General features: G+C 68.0%; 22 protein-coding genes and 3 pseudogenes. 9 read left to right on the top strand and 16 right to left on the bottom strand.

What is annotated here, in order from left to right; all coding sequences use genetic code 11:
- Window positions 1-17 precede the first annotated feature (17 nt).
- Window positions 18-1472 carry a glutamate synthase subunit beta gene (locus MYK68_RS00460; RefSeq protein ID WP_247865675.1) on the bottom strand — a complete coding sequence of 485 codons (1455 nt, stop codon included), beginning with the start codon at window positions 1470-1472 and terminating at the stop codon, window positions 18-20.
- A complete protein-coding gene (gltB, locus tag MYK68_RS00455) occupies window positions 1465-6045 on the bottom strand; it encodes a glutamate synthase large subunit (RefSeq protein ID WP_247865674.1) in 4581 nt (1526 codons plus the stop codon). Before gltB ends, MYK68_RS00460 begins: the two co-directional genes overlap by 8 nt.
- A gap of 236 nt (window positions 6046-6281) precedes the next feature.
- Here gltB and MYK68_RS00450 point away from each other — a divergent pair, with 236 nt between their 5' ends.
- A complete protein-coding gene (locus tag MYK68_RS00450; RefSeq protein ID WP_247865673.1) occupies window positions 6282-7292 on the top strand; it encodes an alpha/beta hydrolase in 1011 nt (336 codons plus the stop codon).
- 253 nt (window positions 7293-7545) lie between these two features.
- The gene (locus MYK68_RS00445) at window positions 7546-7788 is read left to right on the top strand and encodes a hypothetical protein (protein WP_247865672.1); all 243 of its coding nucleotides are present in this window, start codon (window positions 7546-7548) and stop codon (window positions 7786-7788) included.
- Window positions 7789-8100: 312 nt separating this feature from the next.
- Here MYK68_RS00445 and MYK68_RS00440 read toward each other — a convergent pair whose 3' ends face one another.
- Together MYK68_RS00440 and MYK68_RS00435 are read right to left on the bottom strand one after the other, a co-directional pair.
- Window positions 8101-8760: a hypothetical protein gene (locus MYK68_RS00440; protein WP_247865671.1), complete on the bottom strand. Its 660-nt coding sequence runs from the start codon at window positions 8758-8760 to the stop codon at window positions 8101-8103.
- 23 nt (window positions 8761-8783) lie between these two features.
- Window positions 8784-9257: a hypothetical protein gene (locus tag MYK68_RS00435; protein ID WP_247865670.1), complete on the bottom strand. Its 474-nt coding sequence runs from the start codon at window positions 9255-9257 to the stop codon at window positions 8784-8786.
- Window positions 9258-9406: 149 nt separating this feature from the next.
- Here MYK68_RS00435 and MYK68_RS00430 point away from each other — a divergent pair, with 149 nt between their 5' ends.
- The 3 genes from MYK68_RS00430 (at window position 9407) to MYK68_RS00420 (ending at window position 12621) form a co-directional block, all read left to right on the top strand.
- Window positions 9407-10000 carry a DUF937 domain-containing protein gene (locus MYK68_RS00430; protein WP_247865669.1) on the top strand — a complete coding sequence of 198 codons (594 nt, stop codon included), beginning with the start codon at window positions 9407-9409 and terminating at the stop codon, window positions 9998-10000.
- A gap of 167 nt (window positions 10001-10167) precedes the next feature.
- Window positions 10168-11982, top strand: coding sequence for a DUF2207 domain-containing protein (locus MYK68_RS00425; protein ID WP_247865668.1), 1815 nt, complete (start codon window positions 10168-10170; stop codon window positions 11980-11982).
- Between the two features lie 66 nt (window positions 11983-12048).
- Complete coding sequence (locus MYK68_RS00420) at window positions 12049-12621, top strand: LemA family protein (RefSeq protein WP_247865667.1); 573 nt, start codon at window positions 12049-12051, stop codon at window positions 12619-12621.
- A 157-nt stretch (window positions 12622-12778) separates the two neighbouring features.
- Here MYK68_RS00420 and MYK68_RS00415 read toward each other — a convergent pair whose 3' ends face one another.
- Window positions 12779-13030, bottom strand: coding sequence for a hypothetical protein (locus MYK68_RS00415; RefSeq protein WP_247865666.1), 252 nt, complete (start codon window positions 13028-13030; stop codon window positions 12779-12781).
- A gap of 51 nt (window positions 13031-13081) precedes the next feature.
- On the opposite strand from MYK68_RS00415, the gene MYK68_RS00410 reads away from it, so the two are divergent.
- Complete coding sequence (locus MYK68_RS00410; RefSeq protein ID WP_247865665.1) at window positions 13082-13483, top strand: YccF domain-containing protein; 402 nt, start codon at window positions 13082-13084, stop codon at window positions 13481-13483.
- 84 nt (window positions 13484-13567) lie between these two features.
- Here the strand turns inward: MYK68_RS00410 and MYK68_RS00405 are convergent.
- The 3 genes and pseudogenes from MYK68_RS00405 to MYK68_RS00395 form a co-directional block, all read right to left on the bottom strand.
- Window positions 13568-15262, bottom strand: a pseudogene (locus MYK68_RS00405) (SulP family inorganic anion transporter); the annotation flags it as partial.
- Between the two features lie 22 nt (window positions 15263-15284).
- On the bottom strand, window positions 15285-15806 hold the full coding sequence (locus tag MYK68_RS00400; RefSeq protein ID WP_247865664.1) for a Rho termination factor N-terminal domain-containing protein: 522 nt from the start codon (window positions 15804-15806) through the stop codon (window positions 15285-15287).
- 125 nt (window positions 15807-15931) lie between these two features.
- Window positions 15932-17086: an N-acetylglucosamine-6-phosphate deacetylase gene (locus MYK68_RS00395; protein WP_247865663.1), complete on the bottom strand. Its 1155-nt coding sequence runs from the start codon at window positions 17084-17086 to the stop codon at window positions 15932-15934.
- A 230-nt stretch (window positions 17087-17316) separates the two neighbouring features.
- Here MYK68_RS00395 and MYK68_RS00390 point away from each other — a divergent pair, with 230 nt between their 5' ends.
- Complete coding sequence (locus tag MYK68_RS00390) at window positions 17317-17886, top strand: DUF2812 domain-containing protein (RefSeq protein WP_247865662.1); 570 nt, start codon at window positions 17317-17319, stop codon at window positions 17884-17886.
- A 24-nt stretch (window positions 17887-17910) separates the two neighbouring features.
- Here the strand turns inward: MYK68_RS00390 and MYK68_RS00385 are convergent, their stop codons facing one another.
- Both MYK68_RS00385 and MYK68_RS00380 read right to left on the bottom strand, forming a co-directional pair.
- A complete protein-coding gene (locus MYK68_RS00385; protein ID WP_247865661.1) occupies window positions 17911-18324 on the bottom strand; it encodes a PIN domain-containing protein in 414 nt (137 codons plus the stop codon).
- The gene (locus MYK68_RS00380; RefSeq protein ID WP_247865660.1) at window positions 18321-18524 is read right to left on the bottom strand and encodes a type II toxin-antitoxin system VapB family antitoxin; all 204 of its coding nucleotides are present in this window, start codon (window positions 18522-18524) and stop codon (window positions 18321-18323) included. The genes MYK68_RS00385 and MYK68_RS00380 overlap by 4 nt, the downstream gene beginning before the upstream one ends.
- A 249-nt stretch (window positions 18525-18773) precedes the next feature.
- Here MYK68_RS00380 and gdhA point away from each other — a divergent pair, with 249 nt between their 5' ends.
- Window positions 18774-20117 (top strand): NADP-specific glutamate dehydrogenase, encoded by a 1344-nt coding sequence (gene gdhA, locus MYK68_RS00375; protein ID WP_247865659.1) that lies wholly within the window; start codon window positions 18774-18776, stop codon window positions 20115-20117.
- 293 nt (window positions 20118-20410) lie between these two features.
- Here the strand turns inward: gdhA and MYK68_RS00370 are convergent, their stop codons facing one another.
- Both MYK68_RS00370 and MYK68_RS00365 read right to left on the bottom strand, forming a co-directional pair.
- Window positions 20411-20845, bottom strand: a complete 435-nt coding sequence (locus MYK68_RS00370) for an AMP-binding protein (RefSeq protein ID WP_247868134.1) — start codon at window positions 20843-20845, stop codon at window positions 20411-20413.
- A 117-nt stretch (window positions 20846-20962) separates the two neighbouring features.
- Window positions 20963-21805, bottom strand: a pseudogene (locus MYK68_RS00365) (IS256 family transposase); the annotation flags it as partial.
- A 52-nt stretch (window positions 21806-21857) separates the two neighbouring features.
- Between MYK68_RS00365 and MYK68_RS00360 the strand changes: the two are divergent.
- Window positions 21858-23363 carry an IS1634 family transposase gene (locus tag MYK68_RS00360; RefSeq protein ID WP_502798338.1) on the top strand — a complete coding sequence of 502 codons (1506 nt, stop codon included), beginning with the start codon at window positions 21858-21860 and terminating at the stop codon, window positions 23361-23363.
- 16 nt (window positions 23364-23379) lie between these two features.
- On the opposite strand, the pseudogene MYK68_RS00355 reads toward MYK68_RS00360, so the two are convergent.
- The 4 genes and pseudogenes from MYK68_RS00355 to MYK68_RS00345 all read right to left on the bottom strand — a co-directional run.
- Window positions 23380-23835 (bottom strand): annotated as a pseudogene (locus tag MYK68_RS00355) (transposase); the annotation flags it as partial.
- Window positions 23836-23963: 128 nt separating this feature from the next.
- Window positions 23964-24125, bottom strand: a complete 162-nt coding sequence (locus tag MYK68_RS00350) for a hypothetical protein (RefSeq protein WP_247865658.1) — start codon at window positions 24123-24125, stop codon at window positions 23964-23966.
- Entirely contained in the window at window positions 24122-24757 is a 636-nt protein-coding gene (locus MYK68_RS20860; protein ID WP_502798287.1) for an AMP-binding protein, read from the bottom strand. Before MYK68_RS20860 ends, MYK68_RS00350 begins: the two co-directional genes overlap by 4 nt.
- A gap of 134 nt (window positions 24758-24891) precedes the next feature.
- Window positions 24892-25947, bottom strand: coding sequence for a zinc-dependent alcohol dehydrogenase family protein (locus tag MYK68_RS00345; protein WP_247865657.1), 1056 nt, complete (start codon window positions 25945-25947; stop codon window positions 24892-24894).
- Window positions 25948-26281 lie beyond the last annotated feature (334 nt).

The following is a 26281-nucleotide window of genomic DNA, read 5'->3' as shown; positions in this document are numbered from 1 at the left end:
CGATCCGCTGCTACGACCTACCGCTGGGCCACCGTGGTCGGCTCGATCGGGGCCGGCAGCTCCGTCGACACCGTCAGGTACGCGTCGACCGCGGCGGCGGCCGAGCGGCCCTCCGCGATGGCCCACACGATCAGCGACTGGCCGCGGCCGGCGTCACCGGCGACGAACACTCCGGGGACGCCGTTGGCCGCGAAGTGTGCGTCACGCGCGACGTTGCCGCGCGGGTCATAGGAAACACCGAGCTTGTCGAGCAGGTCGCCGCGCTCCGGGCCGACGAAGCCCATCGCCAGCAGGACCAGGTCGCACTCCAGCTCGAAGTCCGAGCCCTCGACCTTCTCGAAGCGCCCGTTCACCATCTTCACCTCGTGCGCCTTGAGGCCGGTCACCTGACCGTTCTCACCGACGAACTGCTCGGTGTTGACGCTGAAGACGCGTTCGCCGCCCTCCTCGTGCGCCGACGACACGCGGTACATCAGCGGGTACAGCGGCCACGGCGTCACCTCGGCACGCTCGGCCGGCGGGCGCGGCATGATCTCGAACTGGTGCACGATCTCCGCGCCCTGCCGCAGCGCGGTGCCGAGGCAGTCGGCGCCGGTGTCGCCGCCACCGATGATGACGACCTTCTTGCCGTCGGCGCGGATCTGGCCGGGGACCTCGTCGCCCACCGCGAAGCGGTTGGACTGCGGCAGGTACTCCATCGCCTGGTGGATGCCGTTCAGCTCGCGGCCCGGGATCGGCAGGTCACGGCCGATCGTGGAGCCGTTGGCCAGCACGACGGCGTCGAACTGGGCACGGAGCTCGTCGACGGTGACGTCGACGCCGACGTTCACCCCGGTGCGGAAGACGGTGCCCTCGGCCTCCATCTGCGCCAGCCGACGGTCGATGATGTGCTTCTCCATCTTGAACTCGGGGATGCCGTAGCGCAGCAGGCCGCCGATCCGGTCGGCCCGCTCGAAGACGGTCACCGAGTGTCCCGCGCGGGTCAGCTGCTGGGCGGCAGCCAGGCCGGCCGGGCCCGAACCGATCACGGCGACGGACTTGCCGGTGTACTCCGACGGCATCACCGGGGTCACGTCGTCGTCCTCGAACGCCTTCTCGACCAGCTCCACCTCGACCTGCTTGATGGTCACGGCGGGCTGGTTGATGCCGAGCACGCACGACGCCTCGCACGGCGCCGGGCACAGTCGCCCGGTGAACTCGGGGAAGTTGTTGGTGGCGTGCAGGCGATCGATGCCGGCGTCCCACCGTCCCTTGTAGACCAGGTCGTTCCACTCGGGGATCAGGTTGCCCAGCGGACAACCGTTGTGGCAGAACGGGATTCCGCAGTCCATGCAACGGCTGGCCTGCGTCTGCAGGGTGCCGCGGTCGAACTTGTTGTAGACCTCTTTGTAGTCCAGCAGCCGCAGTTCGACGGGACGCCGGGTGGGCGTCTCTCGCTCCGTATTCTTGAGAAAACCTCTCGGATCAGCCACGAGCCGCCTCCATGATCGCTTCGTTCACATCTCGTCCGGTGCGCTCGGCGACGTCGATGGCGTCAAGCACTCTCTTGTAGTCGCGAGGCATCACCTTCACGAACTTGGTCTGGGCCACCGCCCAGTTACCGAGGATCTTGGCCGCCACCGGCGACCGCGTCTCGTCCCGATGCTCGGTGAGCATGTCCTGCAGGTACTTCAGGTCATCGTCGTCGAGCGTCTCGAGGTCGACGAGTTCGGTGTTCAGGTTCTGCTCGAACGTGCCGTCCTTGTCGAAGACGTAGGCGACGCCGCCGGACATGCCTGCCGCGAAGTTGCGGCCGGTCTTGCCCAGGACGATCACCCGGCCACCGGTCATGTACTCGCAACCGTGGTCACCGACGCCCTCGACGACGGCCTGCACGCCCGAGTTGCGCACGCAGAACCGCTCGCCCGCGACGCCGCGGAGGAAGATCTTGCCCGCGGTGCCGCCGAAGCCGATCACGTTGCCGGCGATGATGTTCTCCTCGGCGACGAAGCCCGCGGGCGCGTCGACCGACGGCGCGACGACGATCTTGCCGCCCGACAGGCCCTTGCCGACGAAGTCGTTGGCGTCGCCGGTCAGGCGCATCGTGATGCCGCGCGGCACGAAGGCGCCGAAGCTGTTGCCCGCCGAGCCGGTGAGCGCGATGGAGATGGTGCCGTCCGGCAGCCCCTCCGCGCCGTACACCTTGGTCACCTCGTGGCCGAGCATGGTGCCGACCGTGCGGTTGACGTTGGTGATCGGCGACTCGATGAACACGCGGGTGCCCGACTCGATGGCCGGCCGCGCCTTCTCGATCAGCTCGTTGTCGAGCGCCTTCTCGAGCCCGTGATCCTGCTTGCCGGAGCAGTACAGGTCCTGGTTCATGAACGGCGACTCCGGCATGGTCAGGATCGGCGTCAGGTCGAGCTTGCCGGCCTTGGCGTCCTTCCAGTGCGCGATGGCCTTGGACGTGTCGAGCGCCTCGACGTGCCCGACGGCCTCCTGCAGCGTGCGGAAGCCCAGGCGCGCCAGCAGCTCGCGCACCTCCTCGGCGATGTAGAGCATGAAGTTCTCGACGAACTCCGGCTTGCCGGTGAAGCGCTCGCGCAGCAGCGGGTTCTGCGTCGCGACGCCCACCGGGCAGGTGTCGAGGTGGCAGACGCGCATCATGATGCAGCCCGAGACGACCAGCGGCGCGGTCGCGAAACCGAACTCCTCACCGCCGAGCAGCGCGGCGATCATCACGTCGCGGCCGGTCTTGAGCTGACCGTCGACCTGCACGACGATCCGGTCGCGCAGACCGTTGAGCAGCAGCGTCTGCTGGGTCTCGGCCAGGCCGATCTCCCACGGGGCGCCGGCGTGCTTGAGCGAGGTCAACGGGCTGGCACCGGTGCCGCCGTCGAAGCCGGAGATCAGCACGACGTCCGCGTGCGCCTTCGAGACGCCCGCGGCGACGGTGCCGACACCGAGCTCGGAGACGAGTTTCACGTGAATCCGAGCGGTCGGGTTCGCGTTCTTCAGGTCGTGGATCAGCTGCGCCAGATCCTCGATCGAGTAGATGTCGTGGTGCGGCGGCGGCGAGATCAGGCCGACGCCGGGCGTCGAGCCGCGGACCTCGGCGACCCACGGGTACACCTTGTGCGGCGGCAGCTGGCCACCCTCGCCGGGCTTGGCACCCTGCGCCATCTTGATCTGGATGTCCGTGCAGTTGGTCAGGTAGTTGCTGGTGACACCGAACCGGCCCGACGCCACCTGCTTGATGGCACTGCGCCGCCAGTCACCGTTCTCGTCGTGGCTGAAGCGCCGCGGATCCTCGCCGCCCTCACCCGAGTTGCTCTTGCCACCGAGACGGTTCATCGCGATGGCGAGGGTCTCGTGCGCCTCGGCGGAGATCGAGCCGTAGCTCATCGCGCCGGTCGAGAACCGCTTGACGATCTCGCTGGCCGGCTCCACCTTGTCGAGCGGGATCGGATCCCGGTCGCCGAAGTTGAAGTCGAACAGACCGCGGAGGGTGCCGATCCGCGCCGACTGGTCGTCGACCAGCTTGGTGTACTCCTTGAACACCGAGTACTGCCCGGTGCGCGTGGAGTGCTGCAGCTTGAAGACGGTCTCCGGGTTGAAGAGGTGGTACTCCCCCTCGCGCCGCCACTGGTACTCGCCGCCGACCTCGAGTTCGCGGTGCGCGCGCTCGGACGGCCGCTCGCTGAAGGCGAGGGCGTGCCGGGCGGCCACCTCGTCGGCGAGCTCGTCGAGCCCGATGCCGTCGAGCTGGCTGCGCAGGCCGGTGAAGAACTCGTCGACCAGTTCCTGGCTCAGGCCGATGGCCTGGAACAACTGGGCGCCGTTGTACGACGGGACCGTCGAGATGCCCATCTTGCTCATCACCTTGAGCACGCCCTTGCCGGCGGCCTTGATGTAGTTGGCGCGTGCCTTGGCGAAGTCGGCCGGGCTGGTGATGGCACCCGAGTTGATCATGTCCTCGATCGACTCGAAGGCCATGTACGGGTTGATCGCCGCCGCGCCGAAACCGATCAGCAGCGCCATGTGGTGCACCTCGCGGGCGTCGCCGGATTCGACGACGATCGAGGCGCGGGTCCGCGTCCGCTCGCGCACCAAGTGGTGGTGCACGGCCGCAGTCAGCAGCAGCGACGGGATCGGTGCCAGGTTCTCGTCGGACTCACGGTCGGACAGGACGATGATCTGCGCACCGTCCGCGATGGCGGCCGACGCCTTGGCGCGGACGTCGTCGAGCGCCTTGCGCAGGCCGGCGCCGCCCTCGGCGACCGGGTACAGGCCGTGGATGTGCACCGACGGGAAGCCGCTGGCCTCGCCGTCGATGTCCACCAGCTGGGCCAGCTCGTCGTTGTCGAGGATCGGCTGACGCAGCACGATCTGCTTGGCCGACTCCGGGGTCGGGTGCAGCAGGTCGCCCTCGCTGCCCAGCCGGTGACCGATGCTGGTGACGATCTCCTCCCGGATCGCGTCGAGCGGCGGGTTGGTGACCTGGGCGAAGAGCTGCTGGAAGTAGTCGAACAGCATGCGCGAACGGGCCGACAGCACCGCGATCGGGGTATCGGTGCCCATCGAGCCGATCGCCTCGGCGCCGCTGGCCGCCATCGGCTCCACCAGCAGGCGCAGGTCCTCGTTGGTGTAGCCGAAGAGCTGCTGCCGGTGGGCGACGCGCGCGTGGTTCATGTGCACGTGCGGGCGCTTGGGCAGCTCCTCCAGGCGGACCTGGTTCTCGTCGAGCCACTGCTGGTACGGGTGCTCGCCCGCGAGGTAGTCCTTGACCTCCTCGTCGTCGACGATGCGGCCCTGCTTGGTGTCGACCAGGAACATCTTGCCCGGCTGAAGGCGCTGGCGGGAGACCACGTCGGCCGGGTCGATGTCGAGCACGCCGACCTCCGAACCCAGCACGACCAGGCCGTCCTTCGTGACCCAGATGCGCGACGGCCGCAGACCGTTGCGGTCGAGCACGGCGCCGACGTAGCTGCCGTCGGTGAAGCAGACCGAGGCCGGGCCGTCCCAGGCCTCCATGAGCGCCGAGTGGTACTCGAAGAAGGCGCGGTGCTCGGGCTTCATGTCCTCGTGGCGCTCCCACGCCTCCGGAATCATCATCAGCACGGCGTGCGGCAGGCTGCGGCCACCGAGGTGCAGCAGTTCCAGCACCTCGTCGAAGCGGGCCGTGTCCGACGCGCCCGGGGTGCACACCGGGAAGATCTTCTCGGCGGCACCGGCCCCGAAGGCACCCGTGTCGATGAGCGCCTCACGTGCGCGCATCCAGTTCTCGTTGCCGGTGACCGTGTTGATCTCGCCGTTGTGGGCGACCCGCCGGAACGGGTGGGCCAGCGGCCACGACGGGAAGGTGTTGGTGGAGAAGCGCGAGTGGACCAGGCCGAGAGCGCTCTCCACGCGCTCATCCTGCAGGTCGAGGTAGAAGTCGCGCAGCTGCGGGGTGGTCAGCATGCCCTTGTAGACCATGGTCTGGCCCGACAGGCTCGGGAAGTACGCGGTCTCGCGGCCGGGGCCGTCCTGGCCGGCGCCCTTGTTGCCGAGCTCGTACTGGATGCGCTTGCGGACCACGTACGCCTGCCGCTCCAGGTCCATGCCCGACGCGCCGCCGATGAACACCTGGCGGAAGGTCGGCATGGCGTCGCGGGAGAGCGCGCCGAGCGAGGCGTCGTCGACCGGCACCTCGCGCCAGCCGAGCAGCTCGAGGCCCTGATCGGCGATGATCTTCTCGATGCCGTCGATCGCCTCGGTCACGTCGCTCGCCGACTGCGGGAGGAACGCGATACCGGTGGCGTAGTCGCCCTCGGCGGGCAGCTCGAAGTCGACCACCTCGCGCAGGAAGCGATCCGGGACCTGAATCATGATCCCGGCGCCGTCACCGGTGTTCGGCTCGGCACCGGCCGCACCGCGGTGTTCGAGGTTGACCAGCGCGGTGATGGCCTTCTCGACGATGTCGCGGCTGCGTCGTCCATACATGTCGACGACGAAGGCAACGCCGCACGCATCGTGCTCGTTGATCGGGTCGTAGAGCCCGACGGGCCCCGGCAAGTGCATCATGGATCTGCCTACTCCGTACGCCACGCTGCGCACTCATACGTACTGGAGAAGTCCCGGAAGAATCAGCGCGAGTGCGCTGCCGGGGAGATCAGCTTCGTTGCTGGCCCGCTCGGTGAACAAATCATCGAGCGCAGTGCTACTTATTCTGCCACGGCCGCGACCCCGGCGGCAAAAGCGGCCGTCATCGCGACGAAACACCACCGTAATGAGGCAGATCAGTCGTATCGTCTCATCCCATGGGCGATACCGAGGTGGCCGACGGACTGACCGGACGTGGATCCGTGCGCGCCCGCACGCTGAACGGCTATGTGTGGCGGGCGGCTCGCCCGGCGATCGGCATCGCCGGGCACGTCCCGGTGGTCGGGCCGTGGGGGGTGACGGTGGCGCGACCCGCGCTGAACACCTCCCTATCGGCGATCAGCCCGGTCCCCCGCGGCACCCGCAGCACCGGGTTCCGGGCGGCACACGACGGCGGGCAGGTGCGCGGCGAATGGGTGCACGAGGCCGACCGGTTCGGCGGCGGCATCCCGGACCCGGCGAGCGGTCGCAGCGTGCTGTACTACCTGCACGGCAGCGGGTATCTGATCTGCTCGCCACGCACGCACCGGGGGCTGGTCGCCCGGCTGACCCGGCGATCCGGGATCGGCGCCTTCAGCCTCGACTACCGGATGGGACCGCGGCACCGGTTCCCCGCCGCGGGCGACGACGCCGTGCGCGGCTACCGCTGGCTGCTCGAACGCGGTTTCTCCGCGGATCGGATCGTCATCGCCGGTGATTCCGCGGGCGGCCACCTGGCCCTGGACGTGCTCGCGTCGAACCATCGCGACGGGGTGCCGCAGCCCGCCGCGATGCTGATGATCTCGCCGCTGTACGACCCGAGCTTCGAACTCGCCTGCGCCCTGGAGCGCTCCGGCGTCCGCGATCCGCACATCCACGCCGCCGGCGCCCAGCGCCTGCTGTCGATGTACACCGGCGACGCCTCCCCCGATCATCCGCGGATGCGCGTCGCCCTGACGCCCGACATGGACCTTCCCCCCACCCTCATCCAGTTCGGCGGCCGCGAGGTGATGGCCGACGACGCCCGCACCATCCACGCGAATCTCCGTGCGGCTGGCGGCGATTCGACCCTCCAGGAGTGGCCCGGCCAAGGGCACGTCTTCCAGATGTTCCCGTACTTCACCCCCGAGTCCCGAAAAGCGGTCCGGGAGGCGAAAGACTTCCTGGATGCGCATGTCGTGGGCGGCTGAGCTTCCGCCGGCCGGGTCTCCGATGCCGAGCCCCATCGCCGGCTGAGCCTGTCGAAGCCCCCCGCCCCCGAATACCGAGTCACGGGGGACGATTCCCGTCGTGACCCGGCATATGGGGGTGGCCGACCGCCTCGTGACGATCGAGCGGAGTCGAGACACCCACCCCGACGGTCGAGCCTCCGGCCCACCGATCCCCGATCCTGCACAATGACACCACCGACGCCGAGCCGAGGAGCACGACACGGGTTCCCCTTTGACGCCGCGCGAGCATTCGCGCGCAATCCGGATCGCCCGGCGTTCGGCGATCGAATCACGTCATTCGCTGTTCCTCATCGCCCCCATCCAGTACCGCAGGTACGTCAAATCCACCGACGGCACACCGATGAGCTGGCCGGAGTGGCACTGGCACTACCGCGCGGCCTACCGGGGCACCCCGTCGATCCGCGACGGCTACAACACCCCGGATCGCTCGACTCAGGCCTCCGCCTTCGATTGACGGCGCTCGCTCCTGCGCGGATCGGCAAGGCGCTGACGTCACGCGATCCGGTTCGGAGCGCGGCCGCCGCACGACACCAAGAACGCCCCACGACACATAATCTCAGGGTCAGCAAGGGAAGAGGTGCGACGACGTGGCGACCGAACTGACTCCCTACGAGCGATTGCGCGCGATCCGGATAGCTCGTCGTGCCGCATACGAATCGCAGCACTCGGTGTTCCTCACCGCGCGAATCCAATATCGCCGGTACATCAAGACCACCACCGGTACACCGATGGACTGGCCGGAGTGGCGCAGGCACTATCGCGACGCCTACCGCGAGACGCCGTCACCCGAGCGCCCCAACGACACCCTCGCCCCGCATGAGGGTACCGACTTCCAGTGAAGGTTCTCCCGCCGCGCGCCCGGGCACCCGTCGACGCTCCTGGTCCATCGGCGTCGCATTCTCTGCCAATCTCTCCTGGCGAGTGATTCGACCAACCTCTTCTGCACACGCCACCGCGTCTTCCACGCGTGATCCATGTCGCTGCCCGGCTGCAGGAGTGCCGCATCGCCGCTTTCGCACAGCAACGAAAGCAGCACGGCCAACCCGCGGATCCGCCGGAGAGGCGCGCGCGGTCGCGCCGCGCGCCGCGGATCGCCACCCGCGATGTACACGATGCCGACCCACTCCTCCGGCGAAAGGTCACCGCACGCCCGCGTATGCGCCAATGAGTACAGCCACGACGCGACGTCGTGATTCGCCTGGATGTCGCCGAGCTCGTCGTCCACCGCGGCCAGCCTCGCAGTGGCGGTCAGGACGAGGTGCTCTTCGATCTTCTTGATGAACTTCGACGACGTGCCCTCCGCCGCGGCCAGCGACTCGAGCACCACGTCGAGGTCACCCGTCCAGCAACTGTCGATCAGGTCCGCCGCCCACCAGCGCACCGCCTCGCGGTCGGTCACCGTAGTCGTGCCGGGATCAGTGGTCATCGTCGTCCCACGCTCCGTTCCGGTCATCGGTCACGTACCTCTCCTTCACCGAACGAATCCCGGTCCTCACGCAGGCCCTCGTCGTCGACCGGTGACAGGACCGCGACGAGGGCGAGCGCTCCCGGGATCAGGTACTGCTCACTGCCGTGGTGAGACCGCTCAGGGTCAACGAGACCCGCTGCGATCGAGTACATGTCCTCCGGACCGACCCCGCACATCTCCCACACCTCCTGCCCGGTGACCGAGACGAACCGGTTGAGACGGGCAGCGTCGACTCCGTCCGGGAAGCACCACCGCAGGCGGTCGCGCGCGGTGAGGAGGATGTCGAAACACAGGTAGTCCAGGAATTTCGAGTTCTCGGTCTTCGTGTAGTCGAGTCCGTCGATGACCTCTGCGACGAAGTCGAATGAGCCCCCGTCTCGCAGGTACCCGATGGTCTCGATCAGGAAGTCCGACGCCTGACTCCGCACCGACTCCGGCACGCCCTTGAGATTCATCCGCCACGCCCCCTCTGCCCCGGTCCCCGGTATCTCCGACAACCCTCGCATACGGACGTCCGGCCGAGCCTGGTGAAACGCCTCGAAGGCACATGCGAGAATCCGACTAGCCGCGGCACCGGCCGCACCGAAACAAGAGCGAGAGCACCATGGCCGACCTGAACGACCTTCTCAACCGCCTGCCCATCGACGACATCGCCAAGCAGGTCAGGGCGAGCCCCGACGAGGTGCGTGCCGCCGCGGCGGCGGCGCTGCCGACGATGGTCGCCGGACTCGCGGCGCAGACCGGGGACGAGGCGTCGTCGGAGAAGCTGGCCGGAGCGCTGGCCGAGCACGACAACGACCTCGCCCAGGGCGACATCGACGTGACCCAGGTCGATACCGCGGACGGGCAGAAGATCGTCGGGAAGCTCTTCGGCGATCAGGCCGACACCGTCGCGCAGGGCATCAGCGGCGCGGTGCCGGCGGCGGGCGTCGACCAGGGCCTGGTCAAGAAGCTGCTGCCGATCCTCGCGCCGATCGTGCTGAGCTACGTGATGGGGCAGTTCACCGGCAAGAAGGGTGGCGCGCCGGCGTCGGGCGGGCTCGGCGACATCCTCGGCGGCCTGCTGGGCGGCGGATCCGGCCACTCCGGCGGACTGGGCGACATCCTCGGCAGCGTGCTCGGCGGCGGCACCAAAGGCACCGCCAAGAACGACAACCCGCTCGGGTCGATCCTCGGCTCCATCCTCGGCGGCAAATAGCGCCCGAAACACTCCGCGGATCGGCGCGCCACGCCGTCCGGTCCGCGGATCGGCGCGCTCGGCGAGCGGATCCGCGGAATGGGCCGACGGCCACGGGACCCGACCGCACTGGGTGCCAAACATCGGAGTGCCTCGACCGGGCCGTCACCGAACCATAGGATCGACCCATGAAGCGCGTCCTGCTGTCGCTGGCGGTGCTGATCCTCACGGTCTTCGGGGTTCTGCTGCCGCTGGTGAACTTCTCGTCGTCGGGCTCGGTCGCGGCCGACCCGGTGACGATCACCGACTACCGGGCCGACGTCACCGTCGACAAGAACGGTGACCTGCAAGCCACCGAGCAGGTCACCGCCGACTTCCCGAGCGGCCGGCACGGCATCTACCGGTTCTGGGACATCTCCGACACCAGCAACCGCGGTGTCCGGTACCCGCCGCGCGACATCTCCATCAGCCTCGACGGCTCCTCGGTCCCGTACGAACTCAGCTGGGAGCAGGGCAAGCGCTACCGGGTGGCGAAGATCGGCGACGCCGACCGCCTGGTCAGCCCCGGCAGCCACACCTATGTGCTCAAATACCGCATCACGGGCGTCCTCGCGAACGGCGGTAGCGCCGCCCACCGCGGCGACACCTCCAGCTGGGGCAGCGATGCGACGTCGCGGCTCATCTGGCGCGTCGTCGCCGACGGCTGGCAGATGACGATGCAGAAGACCGAGAGCACCATCCACCTGTCCGCCGAACCGCTGTCGTTCACCTGCGCCACCAACCGCGGGATCGACTGCACCATCAGCAGCCCCGATCCGAACACCCGGGTGGTCACCACCGGCGAGCTTCCGCCGATGACCGGCGTCGCCGTCCGCGCCGATCTGCCGTTCCCGGCGCCGTCGCGCACCATGCTGCCCTGGTCGATCCGCTTCGATCCGATCCTCGGCCGGTCCGTGGCGGGCCTGATCGCCGCGCTCGTCATCTCCGCGCTCACCTTCGGCGTCGGCCTCTGGTGGACCCTCCGCAGCCGCGAGACCCCGCCGCTGCGCCCGGTGATGTACGGCCCGCCGGAGGATCCGCAACAGGCAGGCAAGGTCCTCGGCCCGGCGCAGACCTTCTACGTCGCCAACGAGGCCATGCCCAAGCGCGCCCTGGTGGCGACGCTCTTCCACCTCGCCGAGATCGGCGCCGTGAAACTCGAACGGCACGGCGGCGACTGGGCCGTGCACTCGCAGGCCACCCCCGAGGTGACGGCCCGCCTCGATGCGGCCGACCAGGCACTGCTGGCGACGCTCGGCCTGAGCACCCCCGGCAGCACCTTCTTGGCCGACGGCTCCGTCTCCGCCGGCCAGACGCTGAAGACCAGCCAGGGCTCGCTGGAGAGCGCGGTCAAGGGCTGGGGGGCGTCGAGCGGCACCGTGGTGAGCAGCAATTCGGAGAACATCGGGCGCCTGCTGGTCGCGGTCGCCTTCGTGATCGGCGCGGGCCTGCTGATCTTCGGCGTCCTGCCCGCCACCGTCTGGGCCCTGCCGTTCGCCGGGTTCGCGATCGGCGGCGCCGGACTCTGGACGTCCGGCGTCGGCACCCGCCGCACCCGGCTGGGCCGCGAGGTGTGGTCGCGGGCGGCCGGCTTCGAGCGTCTGCTGTCGACCCGATCCAACCAGGAACGACTCGACTTCAGCGCCCGCAAGGACCTGTTCACCGACTACATCCCGTACGCCATCGCCTTCGACTGCGCGGACGCCTGGGCCGACAAGTACCGGTACGCCACCGGCCAGGAACCGCCCGATCCGGTCTGGTTCGGCGGCGGCTTCTACACCGCGCACGGCATCGGCGGCTTCGGCGCGGGCGGTTCCGCGTTCGACAGCTTCGAGTCGAGCCTCAACTCCTCGCTGTCGGCGTACTCCGCGTCGCAGTCGTCGTCGAGCAGCGGCGGAGGCGGCGGCTTCGGCGGCGGATTCTCCGGTGGCGGAGGCGGCGGCGGAGGCGGCGGGTCGTGGTGACGCCGCGCCGGTCTCCCCGGAACCACGCATAATGTCAGTCAGTCCCCGAACCGGAAGAGACTTCCCATGAGCACCGCCGTCATCATCCTCATCGTCGTAGTCGTCATCATCGTCCTGCTGGTCCTCTTCGGGATCATGGGCTTCAACAAGCTGCGCAAGGCCGACATCGCTGCCGAGGAGGCCATGGGCGGGATCGACGTTCAGCTGACCCGCCGCGCCGACCTGATCCCTAACCTGGTCAACACCGTGAAGGGCTACGCCTCACACGAGGCCGGCGTCCTCGAGGCCGTCACCGCCGCCCGGGCCGGCCTGCAACAGGCCGCACAGGGATCCGACGTCGCCGCGAAGGCCGCCGCCGAGGCGCAGATGAGCGGCGCACTGGGCCGGCTGTTCGCCGTCGCCGAGAACTACCCGCAGCTGCAGGCCGCGCCGAACTTCATGGCGCTGCAGACCGAGCTGGCCGAGACCGAGAACAAGCTGTCGTTCGCGCGGCAGTACTACAACGACGCGGTCTCCCGGCTGAACCAGCTGGTCAAGACGCTGCCGTGGATGTTCTTCGCCCCGATGGCCGGAGTCAAGGCGCGCGAGTTCTACCAGGCCCCGGCCGGGAACACGCAGGTCCCGAACGTCCAGTTCTGAGTTCCGCACGCAGCCGGATTCCGTCCCACCACCTGCTTTCCTTACCACCCACCGCAATAGAGCGGGTGCGGGAACGGGATCCAGGTGGACGAACGGAATCCGGGTGTGGGGACGGAGTCCGGGGAAAGCCGGGAGCTGGGGAAAGCCTGCGCCGGGGTCAGGGTTCCCAGCGGTCGTGGTTCGACGGGTAGCGCACCCGGAGCACGCTGTACAGGTAGGTGCTGACCAGCAGCAGGGCGACGGAGCCCAGCGCCCACCACAGCCAGCCGTTGAGCAGGGTGTCCCGGACCGCGGCGATCAGCCACAGCAGCACGAAGGCGATGGTCGCGAGGGTCGCCAGAAAGCGCACGACCAGTACGGGCGTCGCCAGTGCCGACCACAGAGCCTCGCGCCCGGGTCTGTTCGTCATGGGCCAACCTTAACCGCTCACGACCCGCTCATCCTGGCGCACAATGGACCCATGAAGACGATCCTGAACATCCTCTGGCTGGTGCTGTGCGGCTTCTGGATGGCGCTGGGTTACGCGCTGGCCGGCATCGTGTGCTTCATCTTCATCGTGACCATCCCGTTCGGGATCGCGTCGTTCCGGATCGCCAACTACGCGCTGTGGCCGTTCGGGCGGACCGTCGTGCGGAATCCGAGCGCCGGAACGCCGTCACTGATCGGCAACGTGATCTGGGTGATCGTCGCCGGTATCTGGCTGGCCATCGGCCACATCACCACCGGGCTCGCCCTGTGCTTGACCGTCATCGGCATCCCGCTGGGCATCGCGAGCTTCAAGATGGTGCCGGTCTCGCTCCTTCCCCTCGGGGTGGACATCGTCAGCAACGACGACCCCCGGGCCCTCGTCCCCGCCTACTGACACCGGCTGCCGGTGGTGGGTCCGGCGTGCGACGACGTCGACGCCCGCGTGCTTCTTGCGCGTGCCGTTCTTCTTGTACCCGAACTCCTTGCGGTAGGCGCGGATCGCGTCGCCGACGGTCGGATACAGGCGGTGTGGCTCGAAGTCCTCGATCAGCCGGGCCGTCCGCAGCGACTCGGTCAGCTCCGGGGTGACGCCGGCGAGGATCAGTTTCGCGTGCAGCCCGTGCAGGAAGTCCATCAGGTGCTTCAGCTCGTGGGCGGCGGAGTAGTCGACGTCGGAGATCGCCGAACAGTCGAGCACCAGCCACCGCACCGGATCGGGTGCCCCCTTGACCAGCCGCATCACGCTGTCCGAGAACCGTCCGATGTTCGCGTAGAACAGGTCGGCGTCGTACCGGAAGACGATCAGGCCGGGCATGGTCTGGTGGCCGGGCCGCGCGCTCTCGTACACCCGGCGGCCACCCTTCCCGACCCCGACGACGAACCGCTCCGGCCGGTACTGGCGGTGGATGATCTGCAGCAGCGAGAGCACCATCGCGCTGATGATGCCGGTCAGCACGCCGAACCAGATCACCGTGACCGCGGTGACCACCGCGATGACGAATTCGATGCGCCGGATCCACCAGATCCGGCCGAACGCGGTCACGTCGATCAGGTCGATCCCGACCACGAAGACGATCGCCGCGATCACCGCCTTGGGCAGATGTGCGAGCGGCACATTGAGGGCGACCGTGGCGATCAGCACCACCGCCGCCATCACCAGGTTGGTCACCTGGGTGCGCCCGTGCTCCTGTTTGACGATGGCGGTCTTGGTGGGGCTGCCGTTGACCACGAAGGCGCCGGTGAAGCCGGCCGTCAGATTGGCCGCGGACAGGCCGAGGATGTCGCGGTTGACGTCGACCACGTCGCCGGACTGCTGCGCGAAGCTCCGGGCGGTCGCCGCGCTCTGCGCCAGGATCACCAGCACGCAGCCGAAGGCGATGGTCATCACCAGCGGCAGCCGGGCCAGCAACTGATCGGTCGGCAGGGAGACCGTCGGCAGTTTCCCGCCGAAGTCACCGACGACGCCGACGCGGCGGTCCCAGCCGCACGCCCAGCACACCGCGATCGACACGATCACCATCACGATCGGCACCGGAACCGGCAGCTTGCGCGGTGACAGCCGCACCCCGACGATCGCGACGAGGGTAGCCAGCGCGAAACCCAGTGACCACCAGTTGATCTCGCCGAGCGAGGTCAGCACGTGCCACCACTTGACCAGCACGTTCGGGTTCTCCGCCTCGGTGTGGCTGATGCCGAGCATGCCCGGGAGCTGCTCGGTGAGCACCAGGAAACCGACCCCGGCGAGGAAACCGACCTGCACCGCCGGCGACAGGAAGTCGCCGAGGAAACCCAGTCGCAGCAGCCGGGCGATGAGCAGCATCAGCCCGGTGGCGACCGCGATCAGTCCGGCCCAGCCCAGCCAATCGGCGGTGAACGGGGCCAGCCCGGCGATCGACAGGCCGGCGATGCCCGAGGCGAGCAGCGCGGCGGTGGCCGAATCGGCGCCGACCACCATCATCTTCGACGACCCGATCAGCGCGAACGCGATGGTCGGCACGATCATCGCGTACAGGCCGGCGCTGACCGGGACCTGCGCGATGGAGCTGTATCCCATCGCCTCCGGAATGGCGACGGCGGCCAGCGCGATGCCCGCGAAGAGATCGGCACGCAGCCAGGCGGGCCGATAGCCCCGCAGGGCCGGCGGGGTCAGTGCGCGCAGGATCCGATGGCTCACCGGCCCCCTTCCGGCAGGAGAATCAGGCGAGCGCGGCGATCAGCTCGGCCTTCTTCATGGTGGAGTAGCCCTTGACGCCCTTGGCCTTGGCTTCGGCGCGCAGCTCGGCGACGGTCTTGGCCTTGGCGGCCGGCTTCTTCGCGGGAGCCGGCTTCTCGGCAGGAGCGGACTTCTTCGCCGGTGCCTTCTTCTCGGCCGCGGCGGGCTTCTTCTCGGCGGCCGGCTTCGCGGCGGTCTTCGCCGGAGCGGGCTTCTTCTCCGCCTGCTTAGCGGCGGGCTTGGCCGCGGCCTTGGTGTCGGCGGCCTTCTTGGCCGCGGGCTTCTCGGCGGCGGCCGGCTTGGCGACGGCGGCCTTCTTCTCGGCGGCCGGCTTCTTCTCGACGACCTTGGCCGGCTCCGTCTTCGTCTTCGTCGACGCCGCGGCGGACTTGTCCTTGCCCCGCCCGGTCATCTGGTCCCGGAGCGCCACCACCTCGTCGCTGACGCGGCGGATCTCCTTCTCCAGTCGCTTGATCACGCTCTCGGTGCGGCTCTTCGGACTCATCGCTACCCCTTTTTCGGTGTGTCTCGGGCGGTCGGTCGAGGGTCGACCTGCCCCATTGTGACCCGCGCCGACGCCGATGCCCAGCAACCCGGCCGCATTCGCGCGGGTGACTCCGGCGAAAGCGGTCACCGCTCGCAATGCACGTGGACCACCGCAAAGGCGTCGTCGACGACGACGAAGTCGGCGCGGCGCCCCACCTCCAGGACCCCGATGTCGGGGCGGCGCAGCGCCCGCGCCTGATTGCCCGCGGTCATCTCGGTGAGGCCCACCAGCGCGGCATCCGGCAGTCCGTCGTCCCCGGTCAGACTCTCCGCGCCCCGCCGGAAGAGCAGTTCCATGGTCGCGGTGCTCCCGGCGATCGCACCGCCGTGCCGCAGCCGCGCCACCGCGTCGACGACGTCCACGTCGAGCGAGCCGAGCCGGTAGGCGCCGTCGGCCATCCCGGCGGCGGCCATCGCGTCGGTGACCAGCGCGACGCGCCGGTAGCCGACGGCCTGTTGCAGGTCGCGGACCAGGGCCGGGTGCAGGTGGACGCCGTCGCCGATCAGTTCGACCAGGACTCGGGGGTCTTCCAGCAGGGCGAGCGCCGGGCCCGGCTCCCGGTGGCCGAGGGGGGCCATCGCGTTGAAGAGGTGGGTGGCCACCCGGGCACCGCGGTCGATGGCCTCGCGCGCCTGGTCGTACGTCGCCTCCGTGTGACCGACGGCCACCAGCACGCCGGCGTCGGCGAACCGGGCGACCGCCGCCATGCCGCCCGGCAGCTCGGGCGCCAGGGTGACCATCGCGATGGTGCCGCGGCCGGCCGCCAGCACCCGGTCGATCTCCGCCGGCTCGGGCGCCCGCAGGGCCTCCGGGTCGTGGGCGCCGCAGCGATCGGCGCTGATCCACGGACCCTCCAGGTGGATGCCCGCGCTGATCCCGGCCTCCACCAGGTCGGCGAGCCGCGCGACGATCGCCAGCAGGTCGTCGGGTTTGGCGCTCACCGTGCTGGTGATGGTCGTGGTGGTGCCGTGCCGGCGGTGGAAGGCCGCTGCCGTCTCGACCTCGTCGGCGAGCCCGTCCGTGTACGACGCGCCGCCGCCCCCGTGCACGTGCAGATCGACGAATCCGGGCACCACGGTGCCGCCGGGGAAGTCGAGCCGCGGGCCGTCGTGCGACGGCGGTTTCCCCGCCCCGAGTCCGGTGATCCGGCCGTCGCGGGACCGCAGCCAGCCCGGCCGCAGGACGCTCGCACCCGCCACGATCGCGCTCGCTGTGACCAGGGTGCCGTCGCCGCTCATGCTCACCGACCTTAGTTCGCGCGGCACCCGGTGACCGGCGGATCGGCGCGGACCGATCCGTTTCCGGGGGCCGTCGGGCGCCGCCGCCTGAAATCTCCTCCGCCACAGCCGATCCGGCGCTGAGACGTTCGTTACGTTACGTCTCAGTAGCCTTGCCTTCCGGCTCCGCCCGCTCGCAGGATGGAACAGATAGGGACGTCTGTTCCACCCCGGATGCAGGAGGTACTCCGATGACTACGACCGCCTGGCTGGCACCCGTCCGCCACCTGTCCCCCGATTCGTTCGAGCTCTACCTGGAGCGCCAGGCCGCCCGCGGTCGGCACGTCGCCGGGATCGACGGCCTCAGCCCGCTGCGTCTGCACTTCGACGACGCCGAGCCCGCCACCGTCCGGTACGTCGTGGACCGCCGCGCCAACCCCGCGCCGATCGACTACTACACGTTCCGCGAGAACCTCGGCTGGGAGCACGTCGGCGTGGTCGCCGACCTGCACCTCTGGCGCCGGGAGTACCACGGCGAACGACCCGCCTCGTTCGTCGGCGACGACATCTACCGGCGGGCCGGCACCTGGAGCGTCGCGCTGGCCGCCGTCGCCGCCCTCACGCTGCTCGGCGCGGTGGCGCTCGGCATCCTGGCCGCCGTCGATCCGGTGACCGGCGCGAGTCCGCGCGATTTCTGGGCCCCGGCGATCGCGCTCGCCGTGGTCGGCGTCGCGTCGGCCGTCGTCTCCCTGCAGCTCAGCGTGTCGCACTACGCCGCGAGCCGGTCGCAGACCGTCGCCATCCAGCCTGACGGCTTCTGACCCGCGGGCCGGCGGACGGCCGGGTCACCCGGACGGCGCCACGTACTCGTGCTGCAAGTCGACGACCCTCGCGATGTGATCGAAATCCCGGTCGGCGGCCAGCACTGTCGCCGCGTTGACCATGGCATAGCCGGCGATAAGGATGTCTAGAGCTCCGGCCGCGCGCACCAGACCTGAAGTCCACAACGCGTTCTGGATGTCGAGCACGAGCGACTCATCGGGGGCCCGTTCCAACGGGAACCCCAACGACATTCTGGCGCGGTACGCCACGTACTCCTCTGGCGAGCGGGCGCTGTGACAGAACTCGAGCACCTGCGGCGGGCAGGTGACGAAGAGATCGGACGGCGCCCGCTCGATCCGGCGCAACCGAGCGGTGATCGCCTGATCCCCGGTGGACAGGCGTGCCCACACCGAGTTGTCGACCAGGAAGTCGGTCATTCGGGTGACGCCACAGGTGCACCCAGTCCGTCTGCCAGGCCCTCCAATTCGGCGATGCCCTCAACCATCGCGCCCTTCTGTTTCGACGCGATGAGCCTGCGGAGCGCAAGATCCAGGACCGCACGATTTGACCTTTCGCCAGTCAGTTCGCGCGCCCGCGCGATCAGTTCGGGATCCAGATCCACGCTGGTGACTGCCATCGTTCCACCTCTATATATAGATAGATATATAGGCAATAGTAGCGGCGGTCTGCCACGCGCACCAGTGCCGCGGCGCCGGACCGATCGATCCGGACAAGCCGCGCATCCCTCCTTTTTCGCTGGTGCCGATTTCGGGGAACGAACCTAACGCCGATACAGTTCAAGCGGAACAAACCGGCCGGACCGGGCGCGATGACGTCCCGGGCCGGAGGCGAACTGCCGCAATGGAGCGGCGAAGGAGTTGCAACCGTGAGTGAATTCAGTGGGCCCCTCCAGGACGTGTACGACGTCGTGATCCGCCGGAACCCGGGCGAGCCCGAGTTCCACCAGGCCGTCGAAGAGGTCTTCGAGTCGCTGACCCCGGTCGTCGACCGCCACCCGGAGTACCTCGACGTACTCACTCGCATGTGCGAGCCGGAGCGGCAGATCATCTTCCGGGTGCCGTGGGTCGACGACGCCGGCAAGCTGCAGATCAACCGCGGTTTCCGCGTCGAATTCAACTCGGCACTCGGCCCGTACAAGGGCGGCCTGCGTTTCCACCCGTCGGTCAATCTCTCGATCGTGAAGTTCCTCGGCTTCGAGCAGATCTTCAAGAACTCCCTCACCGGCCTGCCCATCGGCGGCGGCAAGGGCGGCTCGGACTTCGACCCGAAGGGCCGGTCCGACCTGGAGATCATGCGTTTCTGCCAGAGCTTCATGACCGAGCTCTACCGCCACATCGGCGAGTACACCGACGTCCCCGCCGGTGACATCGGCGTCGGCGGCCGCGAGATCGGTTATTTGTTCGGCCAGTACAAGCGCATCACCAACCGCTACGAGTCGGGTGTGCTCACCGGCAAGGGCCTGTCGTGGGGCGGGTCGCAGGTCCGTCCGGAGGCCACCGGCTACGGCACCGTCTTCTTCGCCTCCGACATGCTCGGCGCCAAGGGCGACAGCTTCGAGGGCAAGAAGGTCCTGGTCTCCGGCTCGGGCAATGTCGCGACCTACGCGATCGAGAAGGTCCACCAGCTCGGCGGCACGGTGATCGGCTGCTCGGATTCGTCCGGCTACGTGATCGACGAGAAGGGCATCGACCTCGGCATCCTCAAGGAGGTCAAAGAGGTCCGGCGTGCCCGCCTGAGCGAATACGTGGAACTGCGCGGAAACGGCGCCACTCTCGGCACCGAGGGCAGCCTGTGGCACGTCCCGGCCGACATCGCCCTGCCGTGCGCCACCCAGAACGAGCTCGACGCCGACGACGCCGCCGCGCTCGTGAAGAACGGCTGCCTGGCAGTCGCCGAGGGCGCCAACATGCCCACCACCCCGGACGCGATCAAGATCCTGCAGGGTGCGGGCGTCGCCTTCGCCCCGGGCAAGGCCGCCAACGCCGGTGGTGTGGCGACCAGCGCCCTGGAGATGCAGCAGAACGCCTCGCGCGACTCCTGGAGCTTCGAGTACGCGGAGGAGCGGCTGCGCGGCATCATGGGCGCCCTGCACGACAACTGCCTGGCCACCGCCGCGGAGTACGACGCTCCCGGCGACTACGTGGTCGGCGCGAACGTCGCCGGCTTCACCAAGGTGGCCGACGCCATGGTCGCCCTGGGCGTGATCTAGAACGACGGTTTCGACGCGCCCCGCGGACTCCGCGGGGCGCGTCGCCGTATGTGCTGTAGGCGCCGTACGCACCGGGTCAGGCCTTCTACTCGGGCGTCTTTAGCTCGAAGCGCCGGACCTTGCCGACCGCCGTCTTCGGGAGTGAGTCGATGATGTGCCACGCCCGAGGACGCGCCGATCCGGCGAGGTGCTCTTCGCCCAGGCGCGCAGTTGTTCCACTGGTGGCGGATGAGCGGGGTAGGCCGCGACCACGTACACGATCGGCACCCAGTCCCGCAGTTTGTCGGTCGCGGCTACCGCCGCGACTCGAGCACGCCGGGGGCCTCCGCGACCGCGGATTCGATCTCCGCCAAAGACACGTTTTCGCCGGCCACCTTGATCACATCGTCGACCCGGCCGACGAAGACGAGCTGTCCGTAGGCCGTGCGGCGAACCAGGTCGCCAGTCCGAAACCACTCCTCCCCGTCCGGGTCGGGCGGACAGTCAACGCCGACCGGCGCGGTCGCGAATGCATCGGCTGTCAGTGCGGGATCGTCGACATAGCCGGCGAACAGATCCACGCCTCGCCGTCCCCGGACCAGTAATATTCCCGGAGCATCGTCGGGCACCGGCACTGCAGTCGCCGGATCGACGACGGCGGTACTCCTGCCTCCGAACGGCAGACCGATCGCGCCCGGATCCCCGGCTCCCGGCGGATTGACGGTCACCGCGGCGACCGTCTCGGTCATCCCGTAAAGCTGCCGCTGCGCGACCCCGCACAGCCGTTCCAGGTCAAGCCCCAAGTAGTGGTGTAACTCGTTGTTGATCCTTCGGTGGTGGTCAGGCTGGTATTGCATCAGGTCATCGGTGGTCACCTCCGTCGTCGAGTCGGTGTTTGTGTCGGTGGTCAGGGTCAGCCTGCAGCGGCTCAGGACTTCGAGGCCGAGGTATCGGCGGCCTTCGGCCCATTCGTCGGTCTGCTCGGCCAGGACGGCGCCGATGAGCCTGATGATCGCGTCTCGGTTGGGGAAGATCCCCACGACGTCGGTGCGGCGTCGTATCTCACAGTTGAGGCGTTCGGTGGGGTTGTTGGACCAGATCTGACGCCATACGTCGTCGGGGAACGCGGTGAAGGCCAGCAGGTCCTCGCGGGCATCGTCGAGGTGGTCGGCGACCTCGGGCAGCCTGTCTTCGGTGTACTCCAGGAGCCGGTCGAACTGCTCATGCACCGCGGTGGCGGTGGGCTGGTCGTAGACGCTGTGCAGCATGGCTTTCACGGCCGGCCACATGCTCTTGGGGCAGGTGGCCATGAGGTTGGCGGCGTAGTGGGTGCGGCAGCGCTGCCAGGCGGCGCCGGGCAGGTTCGCCGCGATCGCCTCGACCAGTCCGGCGTGGGCATCGGAGGTCACCAACCGGACTCCGTCCAGGCCGCGGGCCACCAGGTCGGCGAAGAAGGTGTTCCATGAGGCCTTGGTCTCACTGGTGGCCACCTGCATCCCGAGGACTTCGCGGTGGCCGTCGCCGTTGACGCCGGTGGCCAGCAGCACTGAAGCCTTGACGACCTGCTTGTTCTCGCGGACCTTGATCGTCAACGCATCGGCGGTGACGAAGGTGAACGGGCCGGCCTCGTCCAGGCGGCGGTGTCGGACCTGACTCGTGCCACTTTCGGGTGAGTTGGATCGGCGGGCTCTCGCTACCTGGGGTTTCGTTCTGATTTAGTGTCATTTTGGGTCACTAAATCAGGTGTCTACGATCGTCGGTGTGGGCCTGTTCGTCCGGAAGGTACGTACCGCGTCGGGTGCGACTGCGGTGCAGATCGTGTCGAAGGAACGCGGCGTGCGCCGGATCGTCGAGCACATCGGCTCGGCGCACACCGACGACGAGCTCGCTGCCCTACTCGAGGTCGCCGATACGAAGATCCACGCAGGTCAGCTCGCATTCGATCTGAACTCGCTGTCGCCGGCTAAGGTTTCTTCCATTCCGGAGGTCGCCGGTTCGCAGTCGCGTGTCCTGTGGGAAGTCCTCGACAACGCCTACCGTGATCTCGGGTTCGACCAGGTCGGTACCGAGACGTTCAAGCAGTTGGTGTTGGCGCGGATCGTCGAGCCGACCAGCAAAGCCGACACGATCCGCGTCCTGGCCGATCTCGGCGTTCGGTCGCCGTCGCTGCGGACGATCTGGCGCACGCTCAATCGCAGCATCGCCGAGGACTGGCGCAGCCAGCTCGCCGCGGCAGCGTTCGCGCACGTCACCGCCGACGGCGCGCTGTCGATCGTGATGTACGACGTGACCACCTTGTACTTCGAGGCCGAGAACGAAGACCGGCTCCGCAAGGTCGGGATGAGCAAGGAACGGCGAGTCGATCCGCAGATCCTCATCGGGTTGTTGGTCGACCCGACCGGGTTCCCGCTGGAAGTACACGCCTTCGCCGGCAACCGCGGTGAGACGACGACCCTGCTTCCTGTGTTGAACGGGTTCCGCGAACGGCACGGACGAGCCGACGTGGTCGTTGTCGCTGACGCCGGTATGCTCTCGGCAGCGAACCTCAACGCGCTCGAGGAAGCCGGGTTCGACTTCATCGTCGGATCCCGAACCGGTTCAGCCCCAAGGGATCTGGCCGACCACTACGACCGGGTCGGGAACTTCTTCGCCGATGGCGCCACCGTCGAGACCACCCGGGAGATGGGAACCGGCCAGGCGAAGCGGACTCGGCGCGTCGTGTGGCACTACTCGCGGGCCCGCGAACGCCGCGACAACATCACCCTCAACAAGCAGATCGAGCGCGCGCAAGACATCGCCGAAGGACGACGGCCGCCGAAGAAGGACCGGTTCGTCTCCCTCGGCACCCGACCCGGCGTGAACTGGGATGCCGTGGAGAAGGCCCGCGAGTACCTCGGGCTGAAGGGCTACGTCACCAGCATCTCCACTGAGAAACTCGCTGGTGACAAGGTCATGGCCGCCTATCATGATCTGTTCAAGGTCGAGGCGTCGTTTCGGATGGCCAAGACCGACCTGAAAGCGCGGCCGATGTTCCATCACGAGCGTGACTCGATCGAGGCACACCTGACGATCGTGTTCGCCGCACTCGCAGTCACCCGACACCTGACCGAGACTTCCGGCTACTCGATCAAACGCATCATCACCGCGCTACGCCCAGTCCGGGATGTCATGATCCGGATCCGCGGCCAGCACGTCATGGCCGAAACACCGCTCGAGGGCGACGCCGCCGACATCGTCGCCAAGCTCCGAGAGTCAGCAGGGCACTAAAGTGGCACGAGTCAGGTCGGAAGGCGGCGACCTGCTCGTCCAGTTCGGTGGCCATGCGGGAGACCTGGGATTTGGACAGTGAGTCGATGCCCAGCGTCTTGACCAGTTTGTCCATCCGGCGGGTCGATACTCCGGCAAGGTAGCAGTCCGCCACGACGGTGATCAGGGCGGATTCGGCCCGCTTGCGGCGCTCGAGCAGCCACTCGGGGAAGTACGAACCCGAGCGCAGTTTCGGGACGGCGACATCGACGGTTCCGACGCGGGTATCCAGGGGCCGGTGGCGGTAGCCGTTTCGGTAGTTGGTGCGCTCAGCCGAGCGGGCGTTCCACTCGGCGCCGCAGACAGCGTCGGCATCGGCGGAAAGCAGGGCGTTGATGATGGTTTGCAGCAGCTCGCGCATCAGATCCGGTGACGCGTCGGCGAGGGCTTGGCCAAGCAGGCCTGCAGGGTCGACAATATGAGGTGCGGTCATCGTGATGACTCCGTTCGAGGATTCTTTAGACGGTTGACTCGAAGGATCACACGGTGGCCGCTCTACGTCCGTCCCGACACGAAGTCGGAGACGATCTCGGCCACCGAGTTACACCACCTTATGGGGCACTACTCCGTTCGTTCCATGGCGCGCCATTGCTCACGAGCGAGATTCTGCGCGAACCACACCAACTCGAGTTTCAGTGGGGCCGCCTCCTCGATGTCGCCTGCCACTTCGCGTTGCGCCAAAGTCATCCGGATCGGAGCGGCGAACAGACTGGCATGCGTCACCTCGAACTCCGCAACCTGGGCGTGCCAGCGACTCGCGCTGAACCTAGTGACAAACCCACCGAGGAACCCTCGGCGATCGCCGAGGCAAAGCAGTAGTACTGCGCATTGGCATGGAACAGCGGAAGACAGACGAACCATCTGTGCGACTCCCACAGCTCAGCCACGGCCGCCATCGTCTCGGCGACTTGCCGATAGTTGGCTTGAGTGAGGATCACGCCCTTGAGCGTCGGCGTGGTCCCAGAGGTCAGCATGACGGCGAGTCGATCCGCGGCGCAGGGCCGTATCCAGGACCCCGCGGCCCCGGCCCCCGGCGGGCACAATGGTCCCCCGGGGGCGAGGGCGGCTGCGGTCTCACTTACCAGGAGCACACGATCCGGATCGATCTCTGCGTCGTCGACTGCTGCCCGCCGTTCCCGACCGCATACCGAGACCTTGGGTACGCACCGACCTCGCTGCGCAGCGAGGTCCCGGGCACTCGACTCCGGATCGACCGGAACCATCCACGCTCCCATGCGAGATGCCGCCAGCCAGAGCGCGACGAACGCCGGACAATTGCGCAGCACCAGATGCACCGCGTCCCCAGCCTTCACCCCCCCTCTCGGCCAGAACCCCGGCGGCCCTGTCGACCGCATCGTCGAATTCCCGATAGGTGTAGACAGTGCAGTCTCCGCCGAGATCGCGGAACAGCAGGAACGGCCAGTTCGGATGGCGCGATACGGCCGTGTCCCACAGGTCGGCAAACGTCCCGATCATGTTCGGCCCCAGGTCAGTTCGTCAGCAGGATCTTCAGGGCCTTGGTCTCACTGGCCCGGGCAAAGACGTCATAAGCCTCCTCGATCTCGCCCAGCTGATAGGTGTGGCTGACGAACCTGCCGACGTCGAGCTTGTGCTGCTCCACCATCTTCAGCAGAGTCGGCGTGGTGTTGGTATTCACCAAGCCCATGGTCACATCGATATTCGCGATCCAGAGGTCCTCCATGTGCAGGGTCATCGGGGCTCCGTGGACGCCCACATTGGCCACCGTGCCGCCAGGCCGGACGATATCGAAGGCCATCTGCAAGGTCGACGGAATGCCGACCGCTTCAATCGAGACGTCGACGCCCAGTCCATCAGTCATCGCCATGACCCGCTCTTTCCAGTCCTTCGCGCTGGCCAGGACGGTATCGGTCGCGCCGAATTCCAGTGACTGCTCGAGGCGATTAGCATCCAGATCGATCGCGATCACCCGGGACGGGCCGTACAGTTGCGACGCGGTGATCGTCGCCAAACCCACCGGGCCCACACCGATCACGGCGATGACATCACCGGCCGCGACCTTTCCATTCAGTGCGCCCATCTCGTGCCCGGTAGGGATGATGTCGGACAGAATGACGGCTTCCGCGTCCGAAATCGAATCCGGAAGCTTGTGCAGTGAGGTCTCTGCGTAGGGGATGCGCACGTACTCCGCCTGAGTTCCGTGAACAAGATGCCCGAGCAACCACCCGAGCCCGGACACGCCCTCGTCTCCGAGGCAGTGCGAGTAGGTGCCGGCCCGGCAGTACGAACACTTGCCACACGAGGAGATACACGAGATCAGGACCCGGTCGCCGACCATGAGGTCGCTCACCGCGCTACCGATCTCGGTAATCACTCCGACACCCTCGTGCCCGAGAACGCGGCCCTCGGGAACCGTCGGGACGTCGCCCTTGAGGATATGCAGGTCCGAGCCGCAGATTGTGGTGGCTGTCATTTTGACGATCACGTCGGTGGGCTTCTCGATCACCGGATCGGCGACCTCCTCCCAGGACTTCTGACCGGCTCCGTGGTAGACGAGTGCTTTCATTGACTTTCCTTTCAGAGATGCGATACGGAATCATCGGGTGATGATCCGCGTGTGATGAGATCGGCGGTGACGGGCGCGGCCGTTGCGGAGAGCACCTCATCCACGGTCACGTCTCCCCCCTTGTCGATATTGATTAGCGTTTCCATGCCGGTCCGTTCGTCAGAGGTTCGTTGCAGTGGCGGCCGCTCAGTGGCTCCACTCGGTGTGAGGCGCCAGACGCTGTCAGCCAAACGCGAGCCAGGGAGTCCTAGGATGCGTTCAGCCACCACTGTGACCCATGTCCGCAACCGCATACGTGTCCCAACTTTGGACAGTCGGCCGGTGGCTATTTCGG

Origin of the sequence: Gordonia sp. PP30 (assembly GCF_023100845.1) — a bacterium.
GTDB lineage: Bacteria > Actinomycetota > Actinomycetes > Mycobacteriales > Mycobacteriaceae > Gordonia.
The sequence above is the reverse complement of the archived record's forward strand: the minus strand, read 5'-3'. Positions and strand labels throughout refer to the sequence as shown.

What these genes read in the sequence shown, in the direction of transcription:
- MYK68_RS00410 (WP_247865665.1), top strand. Translation starts at nt 13,082, where the DNA reads ATGAAGACGATCCTGAACATCCTCTGGCTGGTGCTGTGCGGCTTCTGG.
- MYK68_RS20860 (WP_502798287.1), bottom strand. Translation starts at nt 24,757, where the DNA reads ATGCGGTCGACAGGGCCGCCGGGGTTCTGGCCGAGAGGGGGGGTGAAG.
- gltB (WP_247865674.1), bottom strand. Translation starts at nt 6,045, where the DNA reads ATGATGCACTTGCCGGGGCCCGTCGGGCTCTACGACCCGATCAACGAG.
- MYK68_RS00450 (WP_247865673.1), top strand. Translation starts at nt 6,282, where the DNA reads ATGGGCGATACCGAGGTGGCCGACGGACTGACCGGACGTGGATCCGTG.
- MYK68_RS00425 (WP_247865668.1), top strand. Translation starts at nt 10,168, where the DNA reads ATGAAGCGCGTCCTGCTGTCGCTGGCGGTGCTGATCCTCACGGTCTTC.
- MYK68_RS00440 (WP_247865671.1), bottom strand. Translation starts at nt 8,760, where the DNA reads ATGACCACTGATCCCGGCACGACTACGGTGACCGACCGCGAGGCGGTG.
- MYK68_RS00345 (WP_247865657.1), bottom strand. Translation starts at nt 25,947, where the DNA reads ATGAAAGCACTCGTCTACCACGGAGCCGGTCAGAAGTCCTGGGAGGAG.
- MYK68_RS00390 (WP_247865662.1), top strand. Translation starts at nt 17,317, where the DNA reads ATGACTACGACCGCCTGGCTGGCACCCGTCCGCCACCTGTCCCCCGAT.
- MYK68_RS00395 (WP_247865663.1), bottom strand. Translation starts at nt 17,086, where the DNA reads ATGAGCGGCGACGGCACCCTGGTCACAGCGAGCGCGATCGTGGCGGGT.
- MYK68_RS00380 (WP_247865660.1), bottom strand. Translation starts at nt 18,524, where the DNA reads ATGGCAGTCACCAGCGTGGATCTGGATCCCGAACTGATCGCGCGGGCG.
- MYK68_RS00420 (WP_247865667.1), top strand. Translation starts at nt 12,049, where the DNA reads ATGAGCACCGCCGTCATCATCCTCATCGTCGTAGTCGTCATCATCGTC.
- MYK68_RS00370 (WP_247868134.1), bottom strand. Translation starts at nt 20,845, where the DNA reads ATGACCGAGACGGTCGCCGCGGTGACCGTCAATCCGCCGGGAGCCGGG.
- MYK68_RS00400 (WP_247865664.1), bottom strand. Translation starts at nt 15,806, where the DNA reads ATGAGTCCGAAGAGCCGCACCGAGAGCGTGATCAAGCGACTGGAGAAG.
- MYK68_RS00415 (WP_247865666.1), bottom strand. Translation starts at nt 13,030, where the DNA reads ATGACGAACAGACCCGGGCGCGAGGCTCTGTGGTCGGCACTGGCGACG.
- MYK68_RS00430 (WP_247865669.1), top strand. Translation starts at nt 9,407, where the DNA reads ATGGCCGACCTGAACGACCTTCTCAACCGCCTGCCCATCGACGACATC.
- MYK68_RS00385 (WP_247865661.1), bottom strand. Translation starts at nt 18,324, where the DNA reads ATGACCGACTTCCTGGTCGACAACTCGGTGTGGGCACGCCTGTCCACC.
- MYK68_RS00435 (WP_247865670.1), bottom strand. Translation starts at nt 9,257, where the DNA reads ATGAATCTCAAGGGCGTGCCGGAGTCGGTGCGGAGTCAGGCGTCGGAC.